This window comes from Caballeronia sp. SL1002 (genome assembly GCF_057814995.1).
In genome coordinates this window covers 1,020,781-1,047,733 of the sequence record NZ_JBYMUW010000002.1, presented here as the reverse complement: position 1 = coordinate 1,047,733, position 26,953 = coordinate 1,020,781, and the positions used below count along the sequence as shown (strand labels likewise).

Annotated in this window: 18 protein-coding genes; 4 read left to right on the top strand and 14 right to left on the bottom strand. The window is 62.2% G+C overall.

The annotated features are described in order from the left end of the window. Position 1: 1 nt before the first annotated feature. From AC3D25_RS07700 to AC3D25_RS07690, 3 genes are all read right to left on the bottom strand, one after another. Complete coding sequence (locus AC3D25_RS07700; RefSeq protein ID WP_488887831.1) at positions 2 to 1,510, bottom strand: hypothetical protein; 1,509 nt, start codon at positions 1,508 to 1,510, stop codon at positions 2 to 4. Further along, complete coding sequence (locus AC3D25_RS07695) at positions 1,494 to 4,751, bottom strand: type VI secretion system Vgr family protein (protein WP_488887830.1); 3,258 nt, start codon at positions 4,749 to 4,751, stop codon at positions 1,494 to 1,496. The genes AC3D25_RS07700 and AC3D25_RS07695 overlap by 17 nt, the downstream gene beginning before the upstream one ends. 880 nt (positions 4,752 to 5,631) lie before the next feature. After that, on the bottom strand, positions 5,632 to 8,007 hold the full coding sequence (locus AC3D25_RS07690) for an AsmA family protein (protein ID WP_488887829.1): 2,376 nt from the start codon (positions 8,005 to 8,007) through the stop codon (positions 5,632 to 5,634). A gap of 80 nt (positions 8,008 to 8,087) precedes the next feature. Between AC3D25_RS07690 and AC3D25_RS07685 the strand changes: the two genes are divergently transcribed. The 3 genes from AC3D25_RS07685 to AC3D25_RS07675 all read left to right on the top strand — a co-directional run bounded on the left by AC3D25_RS07685 (position 8,088) and on the right by AC3D25_RS07675 (position 11,010). Next, positions 8,088 to 8,786 carry an ABC transporter ATP-binding protein gene (locus AC3D25_RS07685; RefSeq protein WP_488887828.1) on the top strand — a complete coding sequence of 233 codons (699 nt, stop codon included), beginning with the start codon at positions 8,088 to 8,090 and terminating at the stop codon, positions 8,784 to 8,786. Then, positions 8,783 to 9,616 (top strand): ABC transporter permease, encoded by an 834-nt coding sequence (locus AC3D25_RS07680; RefSeq protein ID WP_488887827.1) that lies wholly within the window; start codon positions 8,783 to 8,785, stop codon positions 9,614 to 9,616. The genes AC3D25_RS07685 and AC3D25_RS07680 overlap by 4 nt, the downstream gene beginning before the upstream one ends. Before the next feature lie 254 nt (positions 9,617 to 9,870). Then, positions 9,871 to 11,010, top strand: coding sequence for an IS481 family transposase (locus AC3D25_RS07675; RefSeq protein ID WP_488887826.1), 1,140 nt, complete (start codon positions 9,871 to 9,873; stop codon positions 11,008 to 11,010). Between the two features lie 1,094 nt (positions 11,011 to 12,104). On the opposite strand, the gene AC3D25_RS07670 is transcribed toward AC3D25_RS07675, so the two are convergent. The 9 genes from AC3D25_RS07670 to AC3D25_RS07630 all read right to left on the bottom strand — a co-directional run bounded on the left by AC3D25_RS07670 (position 12,105) and on the right by AC3D25_RS07630 (position 23,965). Then, the gene (locus tag AC3D25_RS07670; protein WP_488887825.1) at positions 12,105 to 14,048 is read right to left on the bottom strand and encodes a hybrid sensor histidine kinase/response regulator; all 1,944 of its coding nucleotides are present in this window, start codon (positions 14,046 to 14,048) and stop codon (positions 12,105 to 12,107) included. Positions 14,049 to 14,138: 90 nt separating this feature from the next. Next, positions 14,139 to 14,597, bottom strand: coding sequence for a response regulator (locus AC3D25_RS07665; protein WP_488887824.1), 459 nt, complete (start codon positions 14,595 to 14,597; stop codon positions 14,139 to 14,141). Further along, positions 14,590 to 17,013 carry an ATP-binding protein gene (locus tag AC3D25_RS07660; RefSeq protein WP_488887823.1) on the bottom strand — a complete coding sequence of 808 codons (2,424 nt, stop codon included), beginning with the start codon at positions 17,011 to 17,013 and terminating at the stop codon, positions 14,590 to 14,592. The genes AC3D25_RS07665 and AC3D25_RS07660 overlap by 8 nt, the downstream gene beginning before the upstream one ends. Continuing rightward, entirely contained in the window at positions 17,010 to 17,615 is a 606-nt protein-coding gene (locus AC3D25_RS07655) for a biliverdin-producing heme oxygenase (protein ID WP_488887822.1), read from the bottom strand. Before AC3D25_RS07655 ends, AC3D25_RS07660 begins: the two co-directional genes overlap by 4 nt. Before the next feature lie 448 nt (positions 17,616 to 18,063). Further along, positions 18,064 to 18,360, bottom strand: coding sequence for a hypothetical protein (locus tag AC3D25_RS07650; RefSeq protein WP_488887821.1), 297 nt, complete (start codon positions 18,358 to 18,360; stop codon positions 18,064 to 18,066). A gap of 27 nt (positions 18,361 to 18,387) precedes the next feature. Further along, positions 18,388 to 21,123 carry a DNA ligase D gene (gene ligD, locus AC3D25_RS07645; RefSeq protein WP_488887820.1) on the bottom strand — a complete coding sequence of 912 codons (2,736 nt, stop codon included), beginning with the start codon at positions 21,121 to 21,123 and terminating at the stop codon, positions 18,388 to 18,390. Positions 21,124 to 21,169: 46 nt separating this feature from the next. Next, positions 21,170 to 22,075: a non-homologous end joining protein Ku gene (gene ku / locus AC3D25_RS07640; protein ID WP_488887819.1), complete on the bottom strand. Its 906-nt coding sequence runs from the start codon at positions 22,073 to 22,075 to the stop codon at positions 21,170 to 21,172. 160 nt (positions 22,076 to 22,235) lie between these two features. Beyond that, complete coding sequence (locus tag AC3D25_RS07635) at positions 22,236 to 22,790, bottom strand: DUF6013 family protein (protein ID WP_488887818.1); 555 nt, start codon at positions 22,788 to 22,790, stop codon at positions 22,236 to 22,238. A 158-nt stretch (positions 22,791 to 22,948) separates the two neighbouring features. After that, positions 22,949 to 23,965: a zinc-binding alcohol dehydrogenase family protein gene (locus tag AC3D25_RS07630; protein ID WP_488887817.1), complete on the bottom strand. Its 1,017-nt coding sequence runs from the start codon at positions 23,963 to 23,965 to the stop codon at positions 22,949 to 22,951. Positions 23,966 to 24,089: 124 nt separating this feature from the next. Here AC3D25_RS07630 and serB point away from each other — a divergent pair, with 124 nt between their 5' ends. Then, positions 24,090 to 24,929 carry a phosphoserine phosphatase SerB gene (gene serB, locus AC3D25_RS07625; RefSeq protein WP_488887816.1) on the top strand — a complete coding sequence of 280 codons (840 nt, stop codon included), beginning with the start codon at positions 24,090 to 24,092 and terminating at the stop codon, positions 24,927 to 24,929. A gap of 58 nt (positions 24,930 to 24,987) precedes the next feature. Here serB and AC3D25_RS07620 read toward each other — a convergent pair whose 3' ends face one another. Together AC3D25_RS07620 and AC3D25_RS07615 are read right to left on the bottom strand one after the other, a co-directional pair. Beyond that, on the bottom strand, positions 24,988 to 26,187 hold the full coding sequence (locus AC3D25_RS07620; RefSeq protein WP_488887815.1) for a cystathionine beta-lyase: 1,200 nt from the start codon (positions 26,185 to 26,187) through the stop codon (positions 24,988 to 24,990). An 88-nt stretch (positions 26,188 to 26,275) separates the two neighbouring features. Continuing rightward, entirely contained in the window at positions 26,276 to 26,923 is a 648-nt protein-coding gene (locus AC3D25_RS07615; protein ID WP_488887814.1) for a hypothetical protein, read from the bottom strand. Between the last annotated feature and the right edge of the window lie 30 nt (positions 26,924 to 26,953).

The following is a 26,953-nucleotide window of genomic DNA, read 5'->3' as shown; positions in this document are numbered from 1 at the left end:
CTCAGGCGCCCACCCATTCCCAATCGGCCCGCTCGCCCGCACCTTTGATCAATGGCATCGGCTGGCCGCGCCGCAGCGTCACGAGGCTCGACAGGTCATGGCGATATTCCGGGTGCAGGGAATCCGATCCTGCATTGATGCGGGGCACCCAGCGCCCGCTGCGCGGACAGGTCGAACCCGCCGCGCAGAACTGCCGGGTGTCATCGATCATGTCGAACGACCACTGCTTGACCGGTGTCGGCGCGGTGGCCTGCCACTCCCACTGCACTGGCCCGCTGATGTTGATGCCGCTCCCGTTGTCCATCGGCATCTTGACGTTTTCGGTGGTAGCGACGTCACCGGCCTTGAATGGCTTGACCTGAAGACTGCGGTAACGGACACCGGAAATGAGTGTCACCGCACGATACAGGCCGTCCTCCGCAAACGCTTCACCAGGCTTGACTGGTTGAGACGACATGGTGGCGCGATGCGTCGCTTCCCACTGCTCGCGTTCCTCGGGTGTTGAGGGATAGTCGCGGTCGATGGTAACGCGTGTCTTGATCGGACCCAAAACCACAAGCCCAGACAGTGCCGCCCCACCTCCTTCACATTCAATACTCATATATGCGACACCAGAAAACTCGTACTCCCCCTTCGAAGCCTTGTTATCAGGGATCGTCTGAAATTTAAGGATCTTCGATTCCCCTGGGTTTAGCGTAACAAGCCCCTCGTGGAATTCATCCCTATTAATTAATTTTTGCCCGCCTAACGCGAATCCCCAACTACCTTCTACTGACTCACTTACCCCATTATCTCCAATTTTGTTTATCGCGCCTATGCCCAACCGCCCTCCCCAAGTAGTTCCCTGCCATTGATCTGGAGTATTAAATTTAATCCACCGATTTCCCGAATTTACGAATCGCACTGATACAATAAATTTTCCATCTCGGTACTCGACCTTGTCAGGCGCGAAGTCAAGTTTAACCAGCTTTTTTCCTTCCGAATATGCCTTATCCGATAATCTCGAAGTAATTGTATAAAGTTTGCTTTTGAGATCGTCCGGAATCGCCCGAAGGGTACCTTTTTTTGTAACAGCCGCACTCCCTTCAAAACATGTCACGGAGAAAATAGCCGGGGAGTCAGTTGTTTTTAAATCATCCTTCTGAATACTCTTATCACAAAGAACATTCGCAGCAGTCTTCACCTCTTCGAGGTCAGCATTCTGCAACTCAAGCTGGAAAGCACCAACGCCTGTCTGCGAGTCGCTGTGCAGGGTATCCCCAATTGCATAATAAAACCTTCGATTACCGTCGAAGCTGATCTCCCTCGAACCCCAGTCGTGTCCGCCGCTCCACAGCAGCGTGAATTTGCCACCGTCACCAAGGGACGTTTTGTTATCGGCAGCCATAACGTTTGTGCTCCATAAAAAGAAGAAGGACAGGAGAAAAATTGTCGACATGAACAGCCCCTGGAGGAGGGCTATATTCGCAACACCTTTCGGCTCCACCGCAAAATCACGCTTTATTCTCATAGCCAACCCTCCATTTCTTATTGGTATAGCTTGAAAACCATTGTCGGATGTACTCAAGATAATACGGCTGAATAATGGCACTTGATTTGTTGCATCCATAACCCATAAGATTATCTTGCGACTCAATTTGCCACGTCTTGTTATCACTTGAATTTTCCCTGCCACGCGCAAAGTCAAGTGTCATATCACTCTTGACGTACTGTTTGTGCACAAATCCCCCATATTTCCAATATTCGTCAGGGAACGCGAATAAATGTCCTGTCTCATGCGCCTTGACTTGCCAATTTTCCGCCACCGTTTGTCCGAAATTATCGACCCCGTAATGATCCGCCGCAGGCCAATTCTTCGCGCCTGCCCGATCGACGTTGGGAAACAGATTAATAGTAGTATCAGCATTAAGCTTTTCAGCTTCCGCTGGGGTAACAACCCGGATGTCAGCGCAAAATTTCACAGGGACTCGACAACCGCAGGACGCACCTTTCTGACAACCGTCAAGAATCAGTTTGTACCCACCTTTATTCAATGTCGTTTCAATTAAGTTTTTGTAGACCGAACCATTAACGTCGCTCACGTTTCGGTCGATCAACATAAGCCCTTGTTGAGCAAAAGTCTTACCGGAATTCGCGCCGTTGTTAACAGTTTCATAATTGACGACAACGTATCGGCCAGCAGCATCACGCAAAGGCTGCTTGGTTGCCGGATTCATTTTGACCAGTAACTTCGGCACCAGCGCGATGACTACTTTTGCCGTTAACGTCTTAGCATCAGAATCATAGTCAAAGTGACAAGTTGTATTCGCCGGCCCAGCCCAACTGATCGGATCATTGTTGGCATCCTTTTCTGGTGCGCTATCGGTGGAACCGTACCTGTGGTAAGTCGGCGTTTCCCGATGCAAGGTTGCACTCGTACTGAAAGCGCTCATTACCCAATTACAGGGCGCAGGCTGCTCCAATTTGACCGCTCTTGGATATTCATTAGGATTGGGTTCCAATCCTGTTTTCGGCGCATTCTCAGGATCATCGACCTTCAACGGGTTACGATTGCCGCTAAAGAAGTCACCCAGCGCAGACGGCGGCACCGGGCTCGTACCTAGCGACGGTGCGGGCGGCACTGTTCCCATGCTCTCCGGCCCGTCCATCTCAGACACTGGCGCTGGTGGCGGTACAAAATCTGGATTGGTACGCCACACTTCACACGCCGTCGTGTACGGCACGAACGCAGGAGCGAACGCCGCACCGCTCAGGTCCATCTGGGCGGGCCCGGTCCCCGTCACGCCAGCCGTGCGGTACAGCACACCGCCACGCGAACCGATCTCGACGCCGCCTCCGCTGATCTTCACGTAGGTGCCGTTCACGTTCAGGATGATTTCCTTCGCCGCCTTCACGTGAACCACGCCGTTGACCGACTCGACGGACATATCCTCCTGCGAGGCAAGCTGCATTCGGCCACGCTGGGCCTGCGCAACAAAGTCACCCGCCGACGTGATGAGGCTCATGCCCTTCTGCGAGAACATCGACACCATGTCACGCGCAGCGACCGTGAACCGTTTGAGCGTACTGAAATGCACGCCCTTCTTCGCGGTGCCGATGATCGAACCGTCTGCGGCAAGATGCACACCATCGCCGGACGCCACGCCCACCGGCCCCGGACCCGTGACCAGGACGCCAGGCGTCTTCAGTTCCTTCAGGCCATTATGGATTGCGTGCTGCGCATCCAGATCGGCGGGCGATGCCTTCGACGACCCGGCAGAATCAGCAAGCGACTTGACGAACGCCTGATGATCCTGCAGTTGCGCGTCCGTCTCATCCATGGCGAGCACCTTGCCGCTGCCACCCGCCTGGTTGTAGGCGGTCAGCATCGCACCTGCACCGCCGCGCCCCACCAGGTGACCCGACGTCCTCAGTTCAGCACCCGTGCCACGCTCCTTCAGCTCACGATCCGGTATGAATCCGAGGTTGAGTTGCGAGCGGCCCGAATGCTCGGTGCTCAGTTCGATCCCCTGCTGGTCGTCCCAGTCATCCATCCACATTTTGTTGCCGGACTGCGTGCGGATCTCGTTACGCGACATGCGCCGCCGCGACGAATTGATGAGGTCGGGACGCTGGCTGTTTGGCATGAAGCCCACCAGGATCGGCTTGTTCGGGTTGCCTTCGCGAAACGCTACCAGGGCTTCGTCGCCGTCCAACGCGGGCATATGCATGCCCGTATTGTTCTTGCCCGAAAAGGGTTTCGCCAGCCGCAAGGGGATGCTTTCCGCACCTTTGGGCCAGGTGCCGAAATCGCAATGAAAGCGCGCAACGTATTCCCCTTTGTTAGTCAGGTAGGCATATTTATACTTATCGGGCGAACAGATTGTGGCGCCTAGCGTGCCGTGTATCCGCGGCCACCTGTTTCTATCGATAACCATACGGTAGGGACGGTCAGCCGGAATGGCGGTAAAGCGATTCATGTAACTCTCGTCGCGCGCGCCGCTATGCACGACCTTTGTCACGAACATGCCCGCTTTCGCGTCTTCAAGCGACCGGTCCGACCGCACGAGGCGACCTGGCCTGAGCTCGAGCACGGTGGACCTGATCTTGTATCGCACCTGCCGTGCAAGCGCAGCCTCATGCCGCAACTGCGCCTCGCGTTTCGCGCCCGCAGCGTCTGCATGATGCGTGCCCCAGACGTAGGGCCGGCCGATCATCGTCTGGTCGCTACCCGTTGGCGCGCTTTCGTGGCGAAGCATCTCCCAGGCGTTTTCCGGGTTGTAGTCCGCGACGACAAAAGCCTCTGGCACAGCACGGGTGCGTACCTTGAACGAAAAGATGGACTCCTCGAACGTCGACAACCCGGCGGTAGGACGGTCGAGTACGGTGATGCAGGGTTGCTCGTAGCCGTCGATATCATCGGCGATCACCAGCACTTCGCCACGCTCGCTGGTCGTCGTAAAGCAGAACAGTCCTGCCTGTTCCATTTCTAGCCTGATGTAGGCCCAATCGCCCATGTTGTACTGAAAACGGAAGTCGTGTCTCGGGTGCTCGCGTCTAAGGCGAAGTTCGACCTGCATCCAGAAACGGATATCGTGGCGCTCGAGGATTGTCTTGACGATTTCCCACGATGCCATCTGCTGGTAAGTGGCGCAGTTGCTCGGGCCGTCGAGCGTGGCGAGCCGCTGGCGCACCACGACGCGGTAAGTGCAACCATCGCGCGACTCCGATACCAAATCGAAGCGCGATACAAAGCCGTTAAATATCCGCAACGCACGCCATCGTCGGGCTGGATCGAAAACTCGGCGAACTGCCCGAGCACCTTCTTTCTGCTGACTGGATCCAGCGTCGAGATCACGGCCTTGATGCGGTATGGTTCGCAGATTTCCTCATGCACTTCCCACGTTACGACCGATACAACAGGCGACGGGTTCGACCTGTCATTCCCAATCTCCCGGTCAACCTGCTGCGGCTTGCGCGGTACGAACTTCATATGGGCCGACTGCCGCCCGGTCAAATGCACGCTCAAACGATCCGACTCCGCCATATCGCTCCTATCAAAGTCCAGTCTTGTTCTTTTGCGCCCGCACAGGCCAATAAGTGCCTCGCGTCAAACCGGCTTGCTAATTGAACAATTTTGCTTCGACATCCTAACTTACCTAAACCTTAAAAATAGTGTCAAATGATTGAGTTCGGGTCGAACCATGCGTTGACCATGTGATGAAACAATGTTCCGGCATTCAGGATCGTCGCATTCAACCGCATCGGCTCAAAAGGCACGCTGAGCAATAAAAAAAACCCGCACATCGCGGGCAAGCGTCACTTCTTTTGCGAGGCGGGCCGATGCGGACCGACAGTCTTGCTGTGATCGGCCATGTCTCGTGGACTCGTACGCTGCAATCCGGGTTATCCACAGATTTTGTGGACAGCTTTGTTGATAAGCGTCGGGGAGAGAGGTTAAGTGGTTGAGGAATAAGTGTTTCTTTGGGCGACGACGCTGTGAGGCATCGGGTGCATGGAACGCGGCAGCCCGACTCGCAGCCGCCGCATCCCAAGTTACTCACAATTCAATTGATGCGCCGTCGAAGACCCGGATGACGCTGGCCCAAATAGCGATCGCAAATCCTCAAGCCGCGCCGCCTCAAACAACGCTCAACTCCCCCGATACTCCGCCGCACTCGCCGGACTCTTACTCGCCGGCGCGCTCTTCTTCCCCGCGGCGCCGCTAGCAGGCGAAGGAACCGCCGCCGCATCCGACGCCATATACCCCGGCGCTGCCTTAGCCCTCTGCTTCTGACCCGGCGGCGGCGCGGTCGGCGACGCGCGCATGTCGGCGAGCATCTGCGCGCACGGCAGCGGCTTGTTGTTGCTCGGCGCGATCAGCGGGATCAGCGCGGCGAACGGATTCACCAGACCCAGACCCACCGCCGCCGCACCGCGCACGGCCAACGCCCCCGCGTTCACGCCGACATGCGGGTCCTTGAACGTGCCCTTCACGTAAAGCGGCGAGCGCAGCGAGAACACCCGGAAGCCCTTCGTATGCGGATGAATCGCGAGATCCATTTCCTCGCTCTTCAAATTCACCGTGCCGTCCATGTTGATCACGGCGTCGTCGGTGTCGAGGGCGAACACGCGCGACTCCATCACGCCGTTCGTCGCGACGAAATCCGCCGCCGCGCAGTTGATCTTCACGTCGCGCTGGCCGAAGAGCTTCTCGTACACGACGTTCGCGACGTTCAAGCCCGCCGCTTCCATGTACAGGCGGCTCACGGTGCCGTCGGTGACCAGCGCCTTCACCTCGCCGTTCGCGGTTCCCGCGAGCGCGGCGGGCGAATTGCCGGTGGCCGAAAGCGCGGCGTCGCCGTTCACTTCGCCGAGCGCCGACTGCATCGTCTTGACGGTCGGGAACAACTGCTTGAGCTTCAGATGGCGCGCTGCCGTCGCGAAGCGGCCCTTGAGCGGCGTCGTGCTGCCGTCGAGGTGGATGTTGGAATCGAGCGTGCCGCCCGCCACGCCGAAGCGCAGCGGTTCGAACGACAGCACGCCGTCCGTCATGACGATGTGCGTGTAGAGATCGGTGATCGGCAGATCCGGATCCTTGACGATGCGCCGCCCCGTGAACTTCACGTTGGCGTCGATCGCCTTCCAGCGGTCCGTCTTGAACTCTTCCGTGGGCAGCGCCTTCGCCGACGGCTGCTTCTCGGTCTCGCCGCGCTTGGCCTTGCTCGCGTTCGAATCCGCGCCGATGACCGGCGCGAGATCGGAGAACTGCAGCAGGTTCGATACGAGTTCGCCGGAGAGCAGCGGACGCGGCTTCTTGCCTGCGAACACGAGCGAGCCATTCAGATCGCTGCCGCCCACGCGCCCGGTGAAATTCTCGTACTTGAAGACGTTGCCTTCGGCCTTGAACTGGCCGACCAACCGGCCTTCGGTCGCATACGGCGGCGTGGCCGGCAGCGTCACGCCGGTCAGCGGATACAGATGCGCCATGCTCACGCCCTGCAGCCACAGCCGCAGATCGAGCGCGGCGAGATGCGCCGGGTCGGTCACGGTGCCGACGAGCGCGATATGCGTATCGCCGATCTTCACGTCCGCCTGGACCGGGAACGGCCGCATCGCGTCCTGCAACGCGAGCACGCCGCCGGCCTTGCCTTCGCCCGAGACCGCCACCGCGTTGTACGTCCCCTTCACGGTCCAGCCGATCCCATAGGGTGGCACCGGCGGCTTCGGCCCTTCCTTGGTCGTGATGCTGTTGTTGGCGGACGTGCTGGCCGGGTTCGGCGCGGCACCGCTGGCGGCGGCCGCAGCCGATGCCGCCGACGCCGCCGATGCTTCGGACGCCGCCGCTGCATCGACCTGCTTGTTGAGCTTCGCCGCGCCGCTCTTGCCCACCACTTGCGCCGACGATTTACTCGACGCTTCTTCCTGCTGCTTCATCACATCGCCGATCGGCACGGACTGGCCGAGCGTATTGACGACCGCTTTCATGTCGGCCTTGGTGATGGCATCGGCGTAGGCGATATTCCCCTGATTCAGCGAGATATCGTGCAGCCGCAGATTCCACGTGGAAGGCTCCGACGACTGCTTGAATTTGAACGTCCAGTTATTGCGGTTATCCTTGAGCCGTTCGAGATCGACGGAAGGATTGACGAGGTTGATCGACGGAATCACGATGTCGTGCGCGAGCAGCGGCAGGATGGCGACCTGGAAGTCGATTTCGTCGAGCGTCGCGAAGTCCGGCTGGCGCGCCCAGTCCGGATTCGCCACGGTGATTTTTTGCGCCGAGAAGCGCGGCCACGGCACCCAGCGTTTCCAGCCGGTCTCGCTCGGCGGACGCTGCCAGCCGACTTTCAGGTCGCCGGTGATATGGAACTGCCGGCCGATGGCCTGCGTCACTTTATCGTCGATCCAGGGGCGCGCCCGGTTCCAGTCGAAGGTCAGGAAAAAGATCACGAGCGCGACGATCAACACCACTAGAACAGCGACCACCCACCCGACTATTTTTCCGATTTTTCTGCCAAGCGCCATGACGGCTCCATCGTTTTTTCTCATTGCGTTTGCGGCAGCACGGTTCATGCCCGGCGCGCCTTCTCTACTCTTTCCCCTGCATGCCTGAAGACATCGTTGAAGCGCTCGTTTCCGCCGAAAGCCTGACGCGCCGCGACCCCGCGCGCGAGCGCACCTTGCTGTTCCCTTGCGACTTCACGTTGCGCGCGGGCGACCGCGCCGTCGTGACGGGGCCGTCCGGATCGGGGAAAAGCGTGTTCATGCGCGCGCTCGCGCTGCTCGATCCAATCGATGCCGGCACGATCCGCTGGCGTGGCGAGCCGGTCGGACGCGCCGGGATTCCCGCTTACCGGCGGCGCGTCGCGTATATCGCGCAGCGCCCGGCGATGCTCGACGGCACCGTCGAAGATAACCTACGTTATCCGTACACGTTGAACGTGTATCGCGGGATGCGTTTCGAGCGCGCGATCGCCGCGCGGCTCGCGGCGGCGGCGGGACGCGACAGCGGTTTTCTCGACCAGCGCGCGAGCGCCTTGTCGGGCGGCGAAGCGCAGATTGCCGCCTTGATCCGCGTGCTGCAGCTTTCGCCCGACGTGCTGCTGCTCGACGAGCCGACCGCCTCGCTCGATCCCGCTTCGGCACGCGAGATCGAGGCGCTGGTGGACGCATGGTTCGACGAGGATCGAAGCCGCGCGAGCATGTGGGTCTCGCACGATCCCGCGCAGGCCGCGCGGGTCGGCGCGCGCGCACTCGCGATGAACGCGGGCGTGTTGACCGAACCGGCTGGAGCCACGCGATGAACGCTTATCAACCTTTAAGCCTCGTCGATATCGCCATTGCCGCATCGCTGATCGTGGTGAACGGCGCGTTGTCGGTGGCGTTGAAACTCGGCCTTGAACGCAAGCTCGCGTGGGCGGCCGTGCGTACGGTCGTTCAACTGCTGTTGATCGGCTACGTGCTCGGCTGGGTGTTTCAGTTCGGCCACTGGTACGTCGTGTTGCCGCTGATCGCCGCGATGACGTTGATTGCCGGACTCGCCGCCTCGGGACGCGGACGACGTACTTACGCTGGGCAGCGCGTGGACAGCGTGCTGTCGATCTGGGCGAGTTCGTGGCTGGTCGGCGCGATCGGACTGTTCGTCGTGATCCGGATTCACCCGTGGTACGAACCGCAATACGCGATACCGATCCTCGGCATGATTCTCGGCAATACGCTGACGGGCGTGTCGCTCGGGATCGAGCGGATGACCGAGGAATTGACTTCGGGACGCGGCGTGGTGGAGATGTCGCTCGCGCTCGGCGCAACGCGTTGGGAAGCCGCGCAAGGTCCTGCGCGGCAGGCGGTGCGGGCCGGCATGATACCGACGCTGAACCAGATGGCCGTGGTCGGACTGGTGAGCCTGCCGGGGATGATGACCGGGCAGGTGCTGGCCGGGCAATCGCCGTTGCAGGCGGTGCGCTATCAGATCGTGATTATGTTTTTGCTGGCGGCATCGTCGGGGTTGGGGACCGTTGGGGCGGTCGTGTTGACGTATCGGCGGCTTTTTTCGCCGGAGCATCGGTTTATGGCCGATCGGCTTTTGGAGCGCACTGTGGGTGCGCGGAGGGGGTTTTTGCGCGGGCGCGGGTAGGTGGTTTTGCTGGCGCCCTTTGCTTTTGTTTGCCTGCGCTTTTGTGGGGACCTGCACAAAAGAGGTTTGCTGGCGCCCTTGCTTTTGTTTGCATGCGCTTCTTGGGAACTTGCTTTCGTGTCGGTCTATTAGCTCGCCGCTGTGCGCGGCAGCAGTCACTTTCTTTGCTGCTGTGTACAGACCGGAGACATAGCTGACAGGTGTACGGAGACATGGTTGACACTTTCGGGTAATCGAACGCCCGAAATCCTCCCATGCCCTGGAACGTAAAAGACACCATGAGTCTCCGACAGGAATTCGTTCAACTCGCCACCCAACGGAGCGTGCCGTTCAGCGAGTTGTGCCGACGTTTCAACGTCAGCCGCCAGACCGGCTACAAGTGGCTTGCCCGCCACTCGACGCAAGGCCTTGAAGGTCTCGTCGATCGCTCGCGTCGTCCGCACGACAGTCCCGCGCGCTCATCCGATGAGATCGTCGCCGTCGTGCTCGACCTGCGCCGCGAGTACGGCTGGGGCGGACGCAAGATCGAGCGTCGTCTGCAAGATCTCGGCTACGCCAATGTGCCCGCACCCTCCACGATCACCGAGATCCTGCGCCGTCACGACCTGCTCCACGCGCCTGAGGACAGACCGCAGCGGCCCTGGCAGCGCTTCGAGCACGAGCATCCGAATGCGCTGTGGCAGATGGATTTCAAGGGCGATTTCCCGACCCTGGAGGGTGGCCGCTGTGCGCCGCTGACGGTGCTCGACGATCACTCGCGCTTTAACATCGTGCTCGCCGCCTGCGGCCGGATTACCACGGAAGTCGTGCAGACCGAGCTCAAGCGGGCGTTTCGCTGCTACGGGCTACCGTCACGCATCAATACCGATAACGGTGCGCCGTGGGGTTCTCCGAGCGCGCCGGGCCAGTTGACCGAGCTTGCGGTGTGGCTGATCAGACTGGGTATTCACGTGAGCTACAGCCGACCGTATCATCCTCAGACGAATGGCAAGGATGAGCGATTTCATCGGTCGCTGAAAGCTGAAGTGCTGGCGCGGCACGTGTTCACGACCCACGCCCACGTGCAGCAGGAGTTGGAACGCTGGCGACAGGTGTACAACACGCAACGCCCGCATGAGGCGCTGGACCTGGCGACGCCGGTGAGCCGCTACCAGCCCAGCCCGCGGACGATGCCCGAGCATCTGCCAGAACCGCAATACGGGCCTGCCGACGAGGTGCTGCGGGTCAATTCAAATGGCCTGGTGCGTTTTAGAGGCGAGGCGCTGCGTCTGTCGACTGCGCTCAAAGGGCTGTACGTGGCCGCACGTCCAAAGCACGACGAAGACGGCGTAATTGAGTTCTGGTTTGCCCATCAACGCATTGCAAAACTTGACCTGAAAGCAGCAAAACCCTGAACATCAGGTGTCAACGATGTCCTCGTACATGTGTCAACTATGTCTCCGGTCTGTACACTGCTGCAAAGAAAGTAACCAAAGAAAGCAGCTTGTCCGTCTAAGTGTCCACCACGAACCGTAACCGGGAGTGGTGCGCAAGCTGATTCGGCCATCGCACCACAAAACAAAGTGGAGCCGCTCATTCATCCCGGCAGGCACAAAGTGCCTGCCAGTAAGGCATAACTGAACACCAAATCAAACCAAACCAAACTAAACCGAACCGAACCGAACCGAACCGAACCGAACCGACCGCTGGTTGTTAGATACGCCCGTCGTCCGAGCGCAGCGAGGATGGAACTGACAGATGCTGTGCCAATACTAACGAATGCGAGTTGCCATAGTCAGCTTGCGTGCCTATCCGCAAGGTTATTCGAGGTGGACACTTAGGCGGATAAGCTGCTTTCTTTGGTTACTTTCTTTGCAGCAGCAAAGAAAGTGACTGCTGCCGCGCATAGCGGCGTGCTAATAGACCTACATGAAAACAAGTTCCTAGAAAGCGCCGGAGCATCAGCCGGTGTACCCCGCCCACCCTCAAGCCGCCCCACGGCGCCGAACCCCGTGCTGCTTTCTTTGGTTACTTTCTTTGCAGCAGCAAAGAAAGTGACTGCTGCCGCGCATAGCGGCGTGCTGCTAGACCTACACGAAAGCAAGTTCCCAAGAAGCACCCGAGCATCAGACGGTTTACCCCGCCCACCCTCAAGCCGCCCCACGGCGCCAAACCCCGTGCTGCTTTCTTTGGTTACTTTCTTTGCAGCAGCAAAGAAAGTGACTGCTGCCGCGCATAGCGGCGTGCTTATAGACCGACACGAAAGCAAGTTCCCAAGAAGCACCCGAGCATCAGACGGTGTAACCCACCCACGCTCAAGCCGCCCCACGGCGCCAAACCCCGTGCTGCTTTCTTTGGTTACTTTCTTTGCGGCTAGCCAAAGAAAGTGACTGCCGCCGCGCATAGCGGCGTGCCAATAGACCGACGCGAAAGCAAGTTCCCAGACCAGAAAGCACAGGCAAACAAAAACAACGAGCGCCAAGCAAAACCAAACCCCAAGCGCCAGCGACTACCCCGGTCGCTCAGCCAAAGCCCGAATCAAAGCCTCAAGCCGGGAAAAATTCACGGGCTTCGTAAGATGATCCATAAACCCTGCTTCGCGGCATCGCCGAATATCCTCGTCCATGCCGTAGCCCGTAATCGCCACCGACGGCGTCCCCGGCTGCAACGTCTGCCACGCGCGCGCGACGTCCAGCCCGCTGCCGTCCGGCAATCCGATATCGCTCACGAGCAGATCGAAGCGCCCGTCGCGGCCAAGCGCAAGCGCCTCGGCGACCGTCGTCGCAACCGACACCTGATGGCCCAGCACTTCAAGCACCTGCGCCATCGCCGATGAAGTGAACTCGTTGTCCTCGACCAGCAACACTCTCAGCGAACGCACGACGTCGTCCACGGCGGCGCTCGCGCGCGGCGCGGCCTCGCGCTCGGGCTCGGCCGACACGAGCGGCAGCGTCAACGTGAAGCGCGCGCCACGGTCGCGCCCTTCGCTCTGCGCGGTCAGCGTGCCGCCGTGCTTCTGCGCCAGCGTCCCGGCAATCGCGAGGCCAAGACCGAGGCCGCCGAACGCACGCGTGATCGAATCGTCGGCTTGCTCGAACGCCGAGAAAATGCGCGGCAACGCTTCTGCGCTGATGCCGATGCCGGTGTCGGTGACCGCGACGGCCACCGTCGATGCATCCGGATTCCATGTCCGCACTTCGATCCGCCCGCCCGCCGGCGTGAACTTCACGGCGTTCTTCATCAGGTTCCAGACAATCTGCTGAAGCCGCGCGGCGTCGGCGAGCACAAGCGACGCGCTCGCCTCGAAACGCGTCACGAGTTCAAGCCCCTTGCCGCGCAAATCCGATACCGACATATCGAGCGCGCTTGTCATCAGCGTACCGAGCGCGACGTTCGCAAAATTCAGGCTCAGCTTGCCGCGCGCGATGCTCGTGAGATCGAGCAGATCGTCGATCAACCGCGCCTCCAGCTCCACGTTGCGGCGAATCAGGTCGAGCGTGGGATGCGCGTCGGCGGGCAGCGGATGCTTCATTTCCAGCAAGCGCACGGCCGCCAGGATCGGCGTGAGCGGCGTGCGCAATTCGTGCGAGAGCACGGCGAGAAAGTGATCCTTCGCGCGGTTCGCGGTCTCGGCCTGCTCCTTCGCGAGACGCAGCGCGTCGGCGGCGATATGCGCGTCGGTCGCGTCGCGGATGATCTTCGAGTAACCGATCAGCTCGTCGCCTTCGGCGCGTTCGGTGCGAATGGCGGTGGTCACGCCCGATGCGAAAAACGAGCGGCCGTCCTTGCGCCACAGCCAGCGGTCGTCGCTCGCGCTGCCCTCGCGCCGCGCGGTGGCGAGCTCAGTTTCGAACACGCCTGCATCGCGATCTTCCTGACTCAGGAACACGCGCGCCGAATGGCCCACGACGTCCTTCTCCAGATAGCCGAGCATGCGCTCGGACGCAGCGTTCCAGGTGCGGATGCGCCCTTCCTGATCGAGCGTGATGACCGCGTAGTCCTTCAGCGCATCGACCAGCAAACGAAAATGCGTTTCCGTCTCCACCAGCGCGCGTTCCACGGCAATCCGCTGCTGGCGCTCCGCGCTCTCGGTCAGCGCGCGCCGCACCACGGCGGGCAGACGCTGAAGGCGTTGCTTGAGCACATAATCGGTCGCGCCGCGCTTGAGCATCTCGACCGCGTGCTCCTCGCCGAGCAAGCCCGATACGAAAATAAACGGCGTCTGCGGCGCGCGTTCGCGAGCGATCGTCAGCGCTTCGATGCCCGAAAACGTCGGCATCACGAAGTCCGCGAGAATCACGTCGAAGCGATGCGCGTCGAGTTCCGCGACGAACGAGGCTTCGTCATAGACGATAGCCGCGTCGACCGCGTAGTCGGCGCGTTCGAGTTGCGCGAGCGTCAACTCCGCATCGAGCGTGTTGTCTTCGACAAGAAGCAGGTGCAAAGGCTGCATGTTAGGCGGTGTGACGGCAATGAAGGCGGATATCCCGGCGTGCGCGGGACGCGTTTTCGGTATCGGCCTGAACGTGCTCCGACGCCGTCATCATGCGCCAGGCCGGCGAACGCGCAACGAACCCGGCGGCGGCTCGTTCAAAACGGCCCAGAACACGCCGAGATCGGCGATCGCTTCCACGAACGCGTTGAACTCCACGGGCTTCACCACGTAGGCATTCACGCCGAGTGCGTAGCTGCGCACGAGGTCCTGCTCTTCGCGCGAGGACGTGAGCATCACGACCGGCGTCGCCTTCAGCGTCTCGCTCGAACGGATTTTTTCGAGCACTTCCAATCCGTCGATCTTCGGCAGTTTTAAGTCGAGCAGGATCACGGCGGGATGGCCTGCCGGCCGCTCGGCCCACGCGCCTTCGCCGCGCAGATAATCGAGCGCTTCCTGGCCGTCGCGCGCCACGATCACCTCGTTTGCGAGCTGGCTCCGGTCGAGCGCGAGCAGCGTGAGTTCGAGATCGTTCGGGTTGTCTTCGACTAGCAGTATGGGTTTAAGCATGATCCGGTTTCGATGTTGATGCGGCCGCGCCGCCATAGGGCGACACGGCCGAAAGAGACGGCGAGGACAACCCGAGCCGGCGCGCCGGTTCGGGCCTGAACGTTTTCGGCAAGGAAAGATAGAACGTGGCGCCTTCGCCCACGCGCCCTTCGGCCCAGGTCCGGCCATCGTGCCGCTCGACGATGCGCCGCACGTTCGCCAGGCCGATTCCGGTGCCGTCGAATTCCTCGGCGCGATGCAGGCGCTGAAACACGCCGAACAGTTTGCCCACGTATTTCATGTCGAAGCCGACGCCGTTGTCGCGCACGCCGATCACGAATTCCTCGGCCGCCGCATTATTCGATTCCTCGGCGAACACTTCGATTTTCGCCGATTCGCGCGTCGCCGTATATTTCACCGCGTTCGAAATGAGGTTGCGCAGCGCGAGTTGCAGGAAGGCGGCGTCGGCGGTGACGTCCGGCAACTCGCCGATCACCCATTGCACGTCGCGCCCCGCCGTCTCCGGCCCAAACTCCTGAACGATCGAGCGCAAGAGCGCGTTCATATCGACACGACCCGGCCGCAGCGCCGCGCGGCCCATCTGCGAAAACGTCAGCAGATCGTCGACCAGCGTGCCTGCGAAGCGCGCCGAATCGAGCATGTTGTTCAGAAAGCGCATGCTGCGCTCCGACAGATTGCCGGCTTCCTGCTCGCGCAACAGGTCGCCGTATCCGGCGATATGGCGCAACGGCGCGCGCAGATCGTGCGACACCGAGTACGAGAACGCTTCGAGTTCCTTGTTGGCGCGCGCGAGTTCGGTCGCGAGCTGCGCGAGTTCCTCGGCGCGGCGCAGCACGATATTCACCGTCGCCGCGCGGAATTCGCTCGCGACTTCGATCTCGCCCGCGCGCCAGCGCGGCGAATGATTGCGCACGGTTTCGAGCCACGGCGCGAAGTCCGTGCGCGGCGCGTTGCCGCCCTCGGCCGTCCGCAACTTGACCGGCTCGCCGGCCCACTTGATCGTGCGCGCTACTTCAGGCCGGAACCACAGCACGTAGTGGCGGAAAATCTGCGAGACCGGGACGGCAAGCACGCCGCACGCCGTGTCCGTGTGTTGGGCGGCGCGCGGCCAGTGCTCCGGCAGCACATCGGTCGCATACACGCCCGACGTGCTCGCCGCGAGCCATTCGGTCAGCGCGAGCACGGTATCGGCGTCGGGCGTCGCGCCGATCAACGTGACGGCGTCGTCCAGCACGACCGCCGCGCCTGTCGATTGCGCGAACATCAGCATGTCGTCGGGCGACGCTTGCAGCGCATCGACGAAATGATCGCGCTCGGCCATCGCGCCGATCAGCCGCGACATCATGCGCCGCAGGCTCAGCAGATACGCGGTCTCCGCGCGCTCCTCCTTCGCCTCGATCTGCAGCGACAGCAGATTGCCGAGATGTTCGATCGCCACGCGGCGCTCGAACGGCACGAGGCGCGGCGCGTGATCGTGACAGGAAATGAGGCCCCACAGTTTGCCGCGCACGACGATCGACACCGACATGGACGCATGCGTGCCCATGTTGCGCATGTACTCCAGATGCACCGGCGAAAAACTGCGCAGCGTCGCGTAGCTGAGATCGGTCGGCCGCCCCGTCACGGGATTCACCGCCGGGACGATGCGCGCCGGCCGATAGTTCACATCGGCCACGAGCCGCACGCGGTTGCGCAGATACAGCGCGCGCGCCTGGCGCGGAATGTCGGATGCCGGAAAGAACTGATGCAGGAAAGACGCGTAGTCCGGATCGCGCTCTTCGGCGAGCACTTCGCTGCGCCCGTCCTCGTCGAAACGATAGAGCATCACCCGGCCGAAATTCGTGATCGCGCGGACCTCGCGCACCGCGAGACCGGCGAGCGCCTCGACACTCGCCACGTCCTGCAGGCTGCGCGTGAACGTGCGCACGAGCGGGTACATCGACGCGAAGACGTCCGTGTTTTCGTGCCGCGCGAGCTCGATTTCCACGATGAGATTGCCGTCGTGGCGATGCATCGTCACGTCGAATTCGGCGCCGGCCGCGCCCTCCGCCGCGCGTCGCGGCGCTGCGTTCTCCGGCGCGTCGAACAGCGGATTCGCGACGACGCCGAGATAGAGCGGCGCCTGATCGAGCGATTCGGTCGCCGCCGCGCTCGCGAGTCTTTGCATCGTCGCCGCGCCGAGCAGCGTTTCGAGCGGCTGGCCGAGCAGCGTTTCGACCGGCGCGCCGGTGAGCGACGCGAGATTCTCGCTCGCCTGCAAAATCGTGAAATCGTCGGATACGGATAGCAGAAAACCGTGCGGCTGGATGCCGCCGGGAATGTGGATCGGCTCGGCGTCGCAATCGGCGTTCGCCACGCCGGATTCGAGCGTGCGCCGGCGCGCGTCGTGTTCCGGCGTCGCAGGACTGACGCTCATGCCACTTTCTCCGATGCGTCCGCGCGTTTCAGTGCCGCGGTGAGCCACGTATGCATCGTGTCGAAAGTTTCGCACGCCGCCGCAACCGCATCGTCGTATTCGTGCGCGGGCACGCTCGCCGCCGCCGTCTCGCGAAACGCGTTCCACATGCTGCCGGTGCGCGCGCCGTAGCCTTCGAAATATGCGTTGCCAACGCCCGCCGCGAGGCCGAAAAGACGCGCGACGTGCGGCGCGATGAAGCGCCCGCCGAGCGTCGATCCTTCCATCACGTACATCGATCCGAACACGCGGCCGAGGTTGTCGAGCGCGGGCAGCGCATGAAGCGCAATAACAGGTGCGCTTGCCGAGCGGCCGTTGAGCGAAACGAGGTCGGCATCGAGCAGATGCGCCTTGCGCCGTGCGTCGAAGAAGTCCCGCAGATGTTCCGGCATGCGTTCGCCCGCCGCGTTTTCCCACGGCGCGATATAACCTCGAAAGCCTTCGAGCAACGCGATATACGCGTCGCGAGGCCAGTCCGCGCGCATCAGATCCAGCGCGCTTTCGAGGCGCGTGTGGCGCTCGGCGGTTTCATTCTTCAGGCGTGTCAGAAGATCGTATTGCATAGTTCCGTATTGCGTGATTCGTTCGATTCGTTCGATTCGTTTGGCATGCGGTGCAGCGAAACCACTCGCGCGTTTTCTGCCTGGGCGTTGGGTTCGCGAGGACGACAAGTGGAACACATCGATGCTGCGCATCCCGAGAACGCGCAACGCACGAAGCTCGTCAAGCACGCGCCGATCAAACGCAAATGTTATCGCGGTAGCGATTACCGGACGGGTCATGCAAACCGGTAGAAATGCGCCTGATCGATGGGATTTAACCGCGTCTCCGGCGCATTTTGCCGGCCCGCGCACGACGCGCCGCAAAGAGCGCGACGTAGCGCTCGAGGCGACTCATTCTACGCAAGAGGCGCGGCCTGTGCCAACGCACGCGCACGCGCTTGCTTGCCCTGAGATACAGCCCGAGCCGTCGTTTGAAGGTGTGCCGGCGGCGTGTCGCCATGACGCCGCGCTAGGTTTCAGCGTCGGGTTCGCCACCGCCCGATGCCTGCGTGCGCCGCTGATATTCGTCGCCGCCACGCCGGTCGGTATCGACAAGTCCACGTTCCAGATCCCGATGCGCCTGCTCACCCACGACGCGCGCGCCGTCCTCGTGCTGCGACTCCGGATCCTGATCCGCTTCGTGCGGCAGCGGCGCGTCGGAGCCGTCGTCCTTTGCTCGCTGCGCGGGATCGCGGCTTTCAAGTTCGCGCCCATCGGGCGTCGTGTTTGCCTTGTCTATTTTGTCTGCATCGGAGGATGCGGTCATCGTCGTTCTCCTTGATGGATTCGCAGATCAACCCTCGAAACCCAGCCGCTTTTTCATCGCGACGGTCAAGCGCTGGCGCTTTTTCGCGTAGCCCGCCCACGGGTCCGCGCGCAGTTGCGCGAGCCGCGCTTCGACATTGCCGATATGCCATTGATCGCCGCTCGTGGTCTCGTCGAGTTCGTCCCACGCGATCGGCACGGAAGCGCCCATGCCCGGCCGCGCACGCAGCGAAAACGCGGCAACCGTGCTCGATCCGCGGTTATTGCGCAAATAGTCGATAAAGATCTTTCCGCGCCGGTTCTGCATGCCCATCTTCGCGGAAAAGTGCTTCGGCAGCGTGCTCGCCATGTGTTGCGCGATGGCTTGCGAGAAGCCTTTTACCTCGTCCCAGCCGGCCTGTTTCGCAATCGGCACGACGACGTGCAGCCCCTTTCCGCCGCTCGTCTTGCAGAACGTTTCGAGCCCGAGTTCCGCGAGCAGTTCGCGCGTGAGACGCGCCGCTTCCTTCATGCGGTCCCAGCCGACGCCCTCGCCCGGATCGAGATCGAACACCATGCGGTCGGGCTTTTCGAGCGCCGCCGCGACTGCGTTCCAGGTATGCAATTCGATCGTGCCCATCTGCGCGGTGCCGACCAACGCCGCCGCCGATTCGATCGTCAACAGCGGCGGATGGCCCGGATCGATGTCGTGCTGCGTGATGTTCGGAATCGAGAGTTTCTGGCTATGCTTCTGGAAAAACAGTTCGCCGCCGATATCGCCGGGCGCGCGCACGAGCGACACAGGCCGGTCCTTCAGATGCGGCAGCATCGCGACCGCGGCCATGTCGTAATAGCGCACGACATCGATCTTGCGCGCGCCCGTCGACGGATCGATCACGCGATCAGGATGCGTGATCTTCACGCCCTCCACGGGACCGGCGTCGTCGGGCGGCGCGCTTTTCTTAGCCGCCGGCTTGCGCGCGGGCGCCTTCTTGGCGACTGCTTTTTTCTCCACGTCCGCCGCGACTTTCTCAGCGGATTTCGGCACTTCCTTCACGATCTGCCGCGCGGGCTTGTCGTCGCGAAGACTCACAAATGAGGCTTGCCGCACGATGCGCTCCTTGGTCCATTCAGCGAAATTACACTCGGCCACCAGTTCGGGCTTGACCCAGTGCACCGGCGTGCGGCTGCGTTCCTGAGGCTCGCGTGCGAATGGCCGCGTCTTGACTTCGCGCGCGTCGAGTTGCTTCTTGATATCGCGCAGCGTGGTCGCGTTGAAGCCGCTGCCGACCCGCCCCGCGTACTGCAATTTCCCTTCGCCGTCGTAGACGCCGAGCAGCAGCGCGCCGAATTCCGCGCGGCTGCCCGACGGTTCCGAATAGCCGCCGATCACGAATTCCTGCCTGCGCCGGCACTTCAGCTTGATCCACGAATTGCTGCGGCCCGAGACGTAATGACTGTCGCGACGCTTGCCGATAATCCCTTCGAGCGCCATGTCGCACGCGCTCTTGAGCAGGTCGTCGGCGCTGAACGAGAAGTCGTCGGAATAGCGCAGCGCGGGGTTATCGACGGGTTCCAGCACCGCCTTCAGAAGCGCGCGGCGCTGCGCGAGCGGCACGCCTGTGAGGTCGTAACCGTTCAGATAGGGCACGTCGAAAAAGTAGATCACGATGTCTTGTGGACGGCCCACGTCGAACGCGTTTTGCAGTGCCTGAAAATCGGGCAGATCGCGATCGTCGAGCACGACCGCCTCGCCGTCGAGCCACGCGCTCTCGACATCGAGTTGCGCGAGCGCCTTCGCCTGCTTGCTGAACTTCGCGGTCCAGTCGTTGCCGTTGCGCGTGAAAAGCTGAACGGGCGGCTGCGATTTCGCCGCCTTCCGGTCGATCCGAACCAGCACGCGATAACCATCGAACTTGATTTCATACGACCAGTCATCGCCGGGCGGCGCTGCATCGACCAGCGTCGCGAGCTGCGGCTTGAACGTATCGGCAAGCTTCGCGCGCACCGCGCCTTCCACCGATGGCTCGGCGGCGAGCGTGCGCAGCGATTCCGCATTGCGGCTCACGACGATATCGGGCCGCGCGCCCTTCGCTTTCGGATTTGCCTTCGCCGGCGTCTTCACCGTCTTACGATCGTCACGCTTGCGCACCGCGCCGCTTTTCGTGCGCGCGCCGAGCGAATCGGTCAGCACGCTGCCGGGCTTTTTCAGCAGCACGTCGTAGTCGGCTTCGCTGCGCGCATCGTCGTCGCGTTCCTTGATGAGCAGCCACTGCTCCTTGTCGCCGCTGCCGCGCATATGGCTGCGCACGAGCGTAAAACCGCCGTGCAGCTTCTCGCCGTCGAGCGTGAATTTGAGCTTGCCCTTCGCGTAGGATGCAGCCGCGTCTTCGATGCTGCCGCTCTGCGGCGCCCACGTGCCGCGATCCCACACGATCACGCTGCCCGCACCGTAATTGCCCTCGGGAATCGCGCCTTCGAACGAACCGTAGTCGATCGGATGATCCTCGACATGCACCGCCAGCCGCTTCACCGATGGATCGAGGCTCGGTCCTTTCGGCACCGCCCAGGACTTGAGCGTGCCGTCGAGTTCGAGGCGAAAGTCGTAGTGGAGATTACGCGCGTCGTGCTCCTGGATCACGAACGACAGCGCGTGACCGTTCGCGGCCTGCTCGGTCTTCGCGGCTTTCTTGCGCGCGGCCGCCTTCTTCGCCGCGACGCCCGAAGGTTCGGGCGTCTCGTTGAAGCGCCGCATGCGCTGGTAGGTTTCGAGTTTCCCGGCCATCGTCGTGCACTGCTCCTCTCATGAACCGATCACGCAACCGATCCCATCACGCCCGCTTGCGGCGCGTCGTCTTGCGCGCGGCGGGCCGCGCCGGCTCCTCGGATTCGGCGGGTTCGGCGGGTTCCTCCTCCGCTGCTGCGCCGCGTTTCGCCGGCTTGCCTTTTTTCAGGCTGCGCTTGAGCAAGTCGGACAGATCGAGAATCTCCGCCGACGACTTCCGCTCGCCGCCGTCCTCCAGCTGCATGACTTCTTCGGTCTTGCCCGCCTTCACCTTTTTGTCCACGAGCGCCATGATGTCGTCGCGGAACGTGTCGTGATACTGGCTCGGGTCCCAGTCGGCGCTCATGTCGTCGATCAGCCGCTTCGCCATATCGAGTTCCTTCGCCGAGACGCCCGCTTTCTTCGTGTCTTCGTCGGGCAGCTTGAAGTCGTCGAACTGACGCACTTCGTCCGCCCAGCGCAGCGTGTTGAGCGCAAGCGCCGGCCCGACGGGAATCAGCGCGGCCAGATGCTGCTTGTTATGCAGCACGACATTCGCGATCCCGACCTTGCCCGACGCCTTCAGCGCATCGCGCAGCAACGCGTACACTTTTTCGCCCTTGCGATCGGGCGCGAGGTAGTACGGCGTATCGAGGGAGAGAAACGAGATATCGGGGGCATCGACGAAGGCGAGAATATCCACCGTCTGCGTCGATTCGGGATTGGCCGAGCGGATTTCCGCGTCGGTCATCACGACGTACTTGCCCTTTTCATATTCGAACCCGCGCACGATGTTGTCGCGCGTCACGTCCTTGCCGGTGTTCTTGTTGAATTGCTTGTAGCCGATCGGGTCCATCGAGCGCTTGTCGAGCAGATTGAAGCCGACCTTCTCCGACTGCGTGGCCGGATAAAGCTGCACGGGAACATGGACCAGCCCGAAGCTGATCGCGCCCTTCCAGATCATGTGTGGCATCGCGCTTCCTCGGTTGTGACGAACCGGACCGGCCCGAACGGGCGAAGATTCCGGCGCTCCGGCGCGCGCGCAAAGGCGCACGCACTGAAACGCATCGAGGAAAGCAGCAGAAAATGTGCCATCCCGGGACGCGGGAGCCGCGCGCCGGAATGGCAGGGAATTACTTGCGATCGGCGCTCACCGTCAGTTGCGTGCCGTCGCCGAGCGTCACGTTTTTCGCGCCGCCGCCGGTCGGCATCGAGAAGCGCACGACCTGGCTGAACGCGTTATCGACCGGGCACTGGAGCTTCTTGCCCGCCACCGTGACCGGGCTGGACCCGCGTGGCGCGTGGCCCTGGAAACTGATCTGCACGTTCGCCGCGCCGTCGTCGGCGACGACCGACGCGAAGCGGATCTGCACCTGGCGGATCGGCACGCCGTTCGCGTTGCGCGGAATGCCGGTGGCGTTCGGGCACGCGTCGGGAACGGGCTGCGACTGGCCGGACGCGGCGGTTTGCCAGGTGAAATCGTCAGTCTGGCCGGAACGGATGGTGCGCGTTTCCTGTTGATTGCCGAAATTTTTCGACGCCATCTTGACCGTGTACTTGATCGGCCCGTCGGTCGCGGTTTGCGACAGGACCTTGATGCCGGGCGTGGCGAAAACCGCCGGCGCGGTGCTAACGGCAAGCGCGGCCAGAGCGGCGCGAGCGAGACAGCCAACCATTCGACGATTCATGCCGGCTACTCCGTTTAGAACGTCGCGCGGCCTGATCGCGCGGGCCGAACGCGTGAGGTCACGCACCCGGCGAAGTCAGTCTAGCTCGCTCTCGCGCCACGCGGTCCATATGGAAAACCCGAAGCGCGGCGAGCACGGCGCGACGCTTCGGATGCCGATCAAAAGCCGGTCAAAACCAGCTTGCCGATCGCGCGGCCTTCTTCCAGCAGACGATGCGCCTCACGCAGATTCGCCGCATTGATCGTGCCGAGGTCGCGGCCGAGCGTCGTCGTGAGCGTGCCTGCGTCGATCAGTCGCGCCACTTCCGTCAGCAACCGATGCTGCTCGATCATGTCCGGCGTGCCGAACATTGCGCGCGTGAACATGAATTCCCAGTGGAACGCCCCGCTTTTCGCCTTCAGCAATTCGACCGGCAGCGGTTTCGCGTTCTCCACGATCGTGCAGACGCCGCCTTGCGGCTTGATGATCTCGGCGGCGGCCGGAAAATGCGTGTCGGTGTCGTTGAAGATGAGCACGAAATCGACCTGTTCGAAGCCCGCCGCCTTCACCTGCTTCGGGATGTCCTCGAAGTGATTGACGATATGGTCCGCACCCAGTTCGGTCGCCCATTTCGCCGATTCCGGGCGCGAGGCCGTCGCGATCACCTTGAGTTTCGCGATTTTCTTCGCAAGCTGGATGCCGATCGACCCGACCCCGCCCGCGCCGCCCACGATCAGCACCGATTTGCCCGCGTCTGCGCCGGTCGCCGAGACGCCGAGGCGGTCGAAAAGCGCTTCCCACGCGGTGATCGCGGTCAACGGCAACGCGGCGGCGTGCGTGAAATCGAGCGATTCCGGCTTCGCGCCGACAATGCGCTCGTCCACCAGATGCAATTCGCTGTTCGCGCCCGGCCGCGTGATGCTGCCCGCGTAGAACACGGCGTCGCCGGCCTTGAAGAGCGTCACTTCCGGCCCGACCGCTTCCACCACGCCCGCCGCGTCCCAGCCGAGCACGCGCGGCGCGTCCTCGGTCTTGTCCTTCGGCGCGCGCACTTTGGTATCGACGGGATTCACGGAAATCGCCTTCACCCGGACCAGCAGATCGCGGCCGGTCGGCACGGGCGTATCGAGTTCGATATCGACGAGGGATTCCGGGTTGGAAATCGGCAGATAACGGGTGAGTCCAACAGCTTTCATAACGGCTCCTATTAAAAATTTACAACGCGTGAGGCGGATTATTGCGCGAACGCGGACGGTCCGTGTTTTGCCTGGACCGTACAATACGCGTTTTCGCGCCCACGCTTTTTACCCACGAAACGCAATGAACCTCGTCATTCAAAGCCCGAATCCGGTTTCCGAAGCGCATCTCGCGCCGCTCGCCGCCCTCGCCCGCTCGACCCAGACGCTCCGCATCGACGATTCGCTTTTGCGTCTGGTCGGCGCCGATCCGCTGCAACGTCCGGATGTGGACGCGTATTGCGGCTCGCACGGGCTCGACTACGCATTCGTCGCGCCCGACGCGCATCTCGCCGACTTCGGCCTGGTGGCGATGGATATGGATTCGACGCTGATCACAATCGAGTGTATCGACGAAATTGCCGACTTTTGCGGGCTGAAGGCCGAGGTCGCGGCGATTACGGAAGCGTCGATGCGCGGCGAGCTCAAGGATTTCAACGAGAGCCTGACGCGCCGCGTCGCCTTGCTGAAGGGACTCGATGCCAGCGCGCTCGAACGCGTTTACGAGGAACGGCTGCAACTGTCGCCGGGCGCGGAGCGCATGCTGAACGGCGCGCGCGCCGCCGGACTCAAGACGCTGCTCGTGTCGGGCGGATTCACGTTCTTCACCGAAAAGCTGAAAGCGCGCCTGAATCTGGATTTCACGCACGCGAACACGCTCGAAATAATCGATGGAAAGCTGACCGGCAAGGTGCTCGGCGAAATCGTCAATGCCGACGTGAAAGCGCGCACCTTGCGCGAAACATGCGCGCGGATCGGAATCGAACCGCGACGCGCCATTGCAATGGGCGACGGCTCCAACGATCTGAAGATGATGGCGGAAGCCGGTCTGTCGGTCGCGTTTCGCGCGAAACCGGTGGTGCGCGAGGCGGCCAGCGTCGCGTTCAACTTTGTCGGACTGGACGGCTTGTTGCGGCTGTTCTGAACCGCCTGTCTTCGCCTTAAATAAAAACGCGCCGTTTCTTCCGAAACGGCGCGTTTTTTTAAGCCAATGCGCGATCCAGACTTTGCGCGATATCGGCGCGCAGATCGGCTTCGTCTTCCAGGCCGATGTAAAAGCGCACGAGCACGCCTTCGTGCGGCCATTCGGCGGCCGTTCGCATCGAGCGAACGTTGTACGGCATGGCCAAACTGTGCGCGCCGCCCCAGCTCCAGCCGATCGCGAAGCAATCGAGCGCCTCGACGAACGCGTCGATCTGCGCCGCGCTGTAGCGCGCGTCGAACACCACGGAAAACAAACCGCCCGCGCCGCCCGCGAAATCGCGTTCGTAGAATTCGTGGCCGGGACAATCGGTGAGCGCCGGATGCAGCACGGCGGCAATTTCCGGACGCGTCTTGAGCCAGTTGGCGAGCGCGAACGCCGAGCGGTCGTGTGCCTCGAAACGCAGTTTCATCGAAGGCAAGCTGCGCAGCACGAGCGAGCAGTCGTCCGCCGAGACGCCGATCCCGAGCCGCATCCGCGCGCGTTTCAGCGCCTTGTGTATGTCGTGATCGGCGGTGATCGTCGCGCCCATCAGGACGTCGCTGCCGCCCGACTGGTACTTGGTCAGCGCCTGCACCGAAATATCGACGCCGTGCGCGAACGGCTTGAACGCGAGGCCGGCGGAATACGTGTTGTCGATGGCGGTCAGGATCTTGCGGGCGCGCGCAACCGCCGTGATGGCCGGCACGTCCTGCACTTCCATCGTCACCGAGCCCGGCGCTTCGAGCCAGATCAGCCGCGTGTTCGGCCGGATCAGCGCCGCGATGCCCGCGCCGATCATCGGGTCGTAATAGCTCACTTCCAGGCCGAAATCGGCGGCCAGCCAATCGCCGTGCTCGCGATTCGGCGAATACGCGTTGTCGGGAATCAGCACGTGGTCGCCGCTTTTCACGAACGCGAAGTACACGTTCGAAATCGCCGACAACCCCGACGGCTGGAGCAACGCGTGCTCGCCGCCTTCGATGGCCGCGATCCGCTGCGCCAGCGCGATGGACGTCGGCGTGCCGTGCAGGCCGTAGCGCCACTGGGAATCGTCGCTCCAGACGAGCGCGCGCATCGCGGCGAGGTTAGGAAACACCACCGTCGACGCCCGGCTCACCGGCACCGTGAACGCCTCGAAACCGGGCGTCAGGCGATCTTCCGCCTGGACGATGCGGGTCTGCGCGCCGCGCGGGTCGGACTTCTGGCTGGAATCGGTCATGACGTGTCGGTTTCTATGGTCAAAGAAAAAACGCCACCGGATTGGACCGATGGCGGATGAAATCAGCGCGGTGACGAAACGGGCGGCATTACTCGCCGATGATCACGTTGCTCGTGCCGCCAACCGCGTTGCGGGGCTTAGGCGGCGGCGCGGGTTCCAGCGAAGGCGCGGCGGGAACGACAGCCTTCGCGCCGTTCGACGCGCCCGCCGGCCTGAGTTCGAACGGCTGCGGATCGGAATCGTCGACATTCATGCGTTCGCCCGACACGCTGCCATCGGCGGCGAATTTGCCGACCCAGTTGCCCGTGATATGCGTGCCGTCGTTCGATTCCTCGATTTCGAGCGTGTCGCCGTCGCGGTCGCCCGCCACCAGCACGACCGAGCGACTGCCCGCGAGCCGGTATTCACCGTGGACGCCCGACGGTTCGTCGGTTTTCGCGCCGAGCCGCAATTCGATCTGCGCGCTGCCGAGCGTGCCGACGTAGCGCGGGAAACCTGCGTACTCCGGATTCGGCGTAAGCGGCTTCGCGGGCGGCAGCGCGAGCGTCTGAATGGCTTCGCGAGTGCCGACCGCCGGAACTTCGCCCGTGCCTTTCGCACCGAACGTGCCGTCGCCATTGCTGCTATCCGGCGGCATCGGCGAGTTGCAGCCTGCCACGAAGATCAACGCGAGCAGCGCGGCGAGTGTTCCGGTACGTGATGCGCGCGCGCCGTGCGCCGGGGTCGTGTGCTTCATGCTTCGCGTGTTCCTTTATTGCTTGCTGAA

Bases quoted from the DNA above. Each gene is read 5' to 3' on its own strand.
- AC3D25_RS07700 (WP_488887831.1), bottom strand. From the start codon at position 1,510: ATGAGAATAAAGCGTGATTTTGCGGTGGAGCCGAAAGGTGTTGCGAAT.
- AC3D25_RS07690 (WP_488887829.1), bottom strand. From the start codon at position 8,007: ATGGCGCTTGGCAGAAAAATCGGAAAAATAGTCGGGTGGGTGGTCGCT.
- AC3D25_RS07685 (WP_488887828.1), top strand. From the start codon at position 8,088: ATGCCTGAAGACATCGTTGAAGCGCTCGTTTCCGCCGAAAGCCTGACG.
- AC3D25_RS07680 (WP_488887827.1), top strand. From the start codon at position 8,783: ATGAACGCTTATCAACCTTTAAGCCTCGTCGATATCGCCATTGCCGCA.
- AC3D25_RS07675 (WP_488887826.1), top strand. From the start codon at position 9,871: ATGCCCTGGAACGTAAAAGACACCATGAGTCTCCGACAGGAATTCGTT.
- AC3D25_RS07670 (WP_488887825.1), bottom strand. From the start codon at position 14,048: ATGCAGCCTTTGCACCTGCTTCTTGTCGAAGACAACACGCTCGATGCG.
- AC3D25_RS07665 (WP_488887824.1), bottom strand. From the start codon at position 14,597: ATGCTTAAACCCATACTGCTAGTCGAAGACAACCCGAACGATCTCGAA.
- AC3D25_RS07660 (WP_488887823.1), bottom strand. From the start codon at position 17,013: ATGAGCGTCAGTCCTGCGACGCCGGAACACGACGCGCGCCGGCGCACG.
- AC3D25_RS07655 (WP_488887822.1), bottom strand. From the start codon at position 17,615: ATGCAATACGATCTTCTGACACGCCTGAAGAATGAAACCGCCGAGCGC.
- AC3D25_RS07650 (WP_488887821.1), bottom strand. From the start codon at position 18,360: ATGACCGCATCCTCCGATGCAGACAAAATAGACAAGGCAAACACGACG.
- ligD (WP_488887820.1), bottom strand. From the start codon at position 21,123: ATGGCCGGGAAACTCGAAACCTACCAGCGCATGCGGCGCTTCAACGAG.
- ku (WP_488887819.1), bottom strand. From the start codon at position 22,075: ATGCCACACATGATCTGGAAGGGCGCGATCAGCTTCGGGCTGGTCCAT.
- AC3D25_RS07635 (WP_488887818.1), bottom strand. From the start codon at position 22,790: ATGAATCGTCGAATGGTTGGCTGTCTCGCTCGCGCCGCTCTGGCCGCG.
- AC3D25_RS07630 (WP_488887817.1), bottom strand. From the start codon at position 23,965: ATGAAAGCTGTTGGACTCACCCGTTATCTGCCGATTTCCAACCCGGAA.
- serB (WP_488887816.1), top strand. From the start codon at position 24,090: ATGAACCTCGTCATTCAAAGCCCGAATCCGGTTTCCGAAGCGCATCTC.
- AC3D25_RS07620 (WP_488887815.1), bottom strand. From the start codon at position 26,187: ATGACCGATTCCAGCCAGAAGTCCGACCCGCGCGGCGCGCAGACCCGC.
- AC3D25_RS07615 (WP_488887814.1), bottom strand. From the start codon at position 26,923: ATGAAGCACACGACCCCGGCGCACGGCGCGCGCGCATCACGTACCGGA.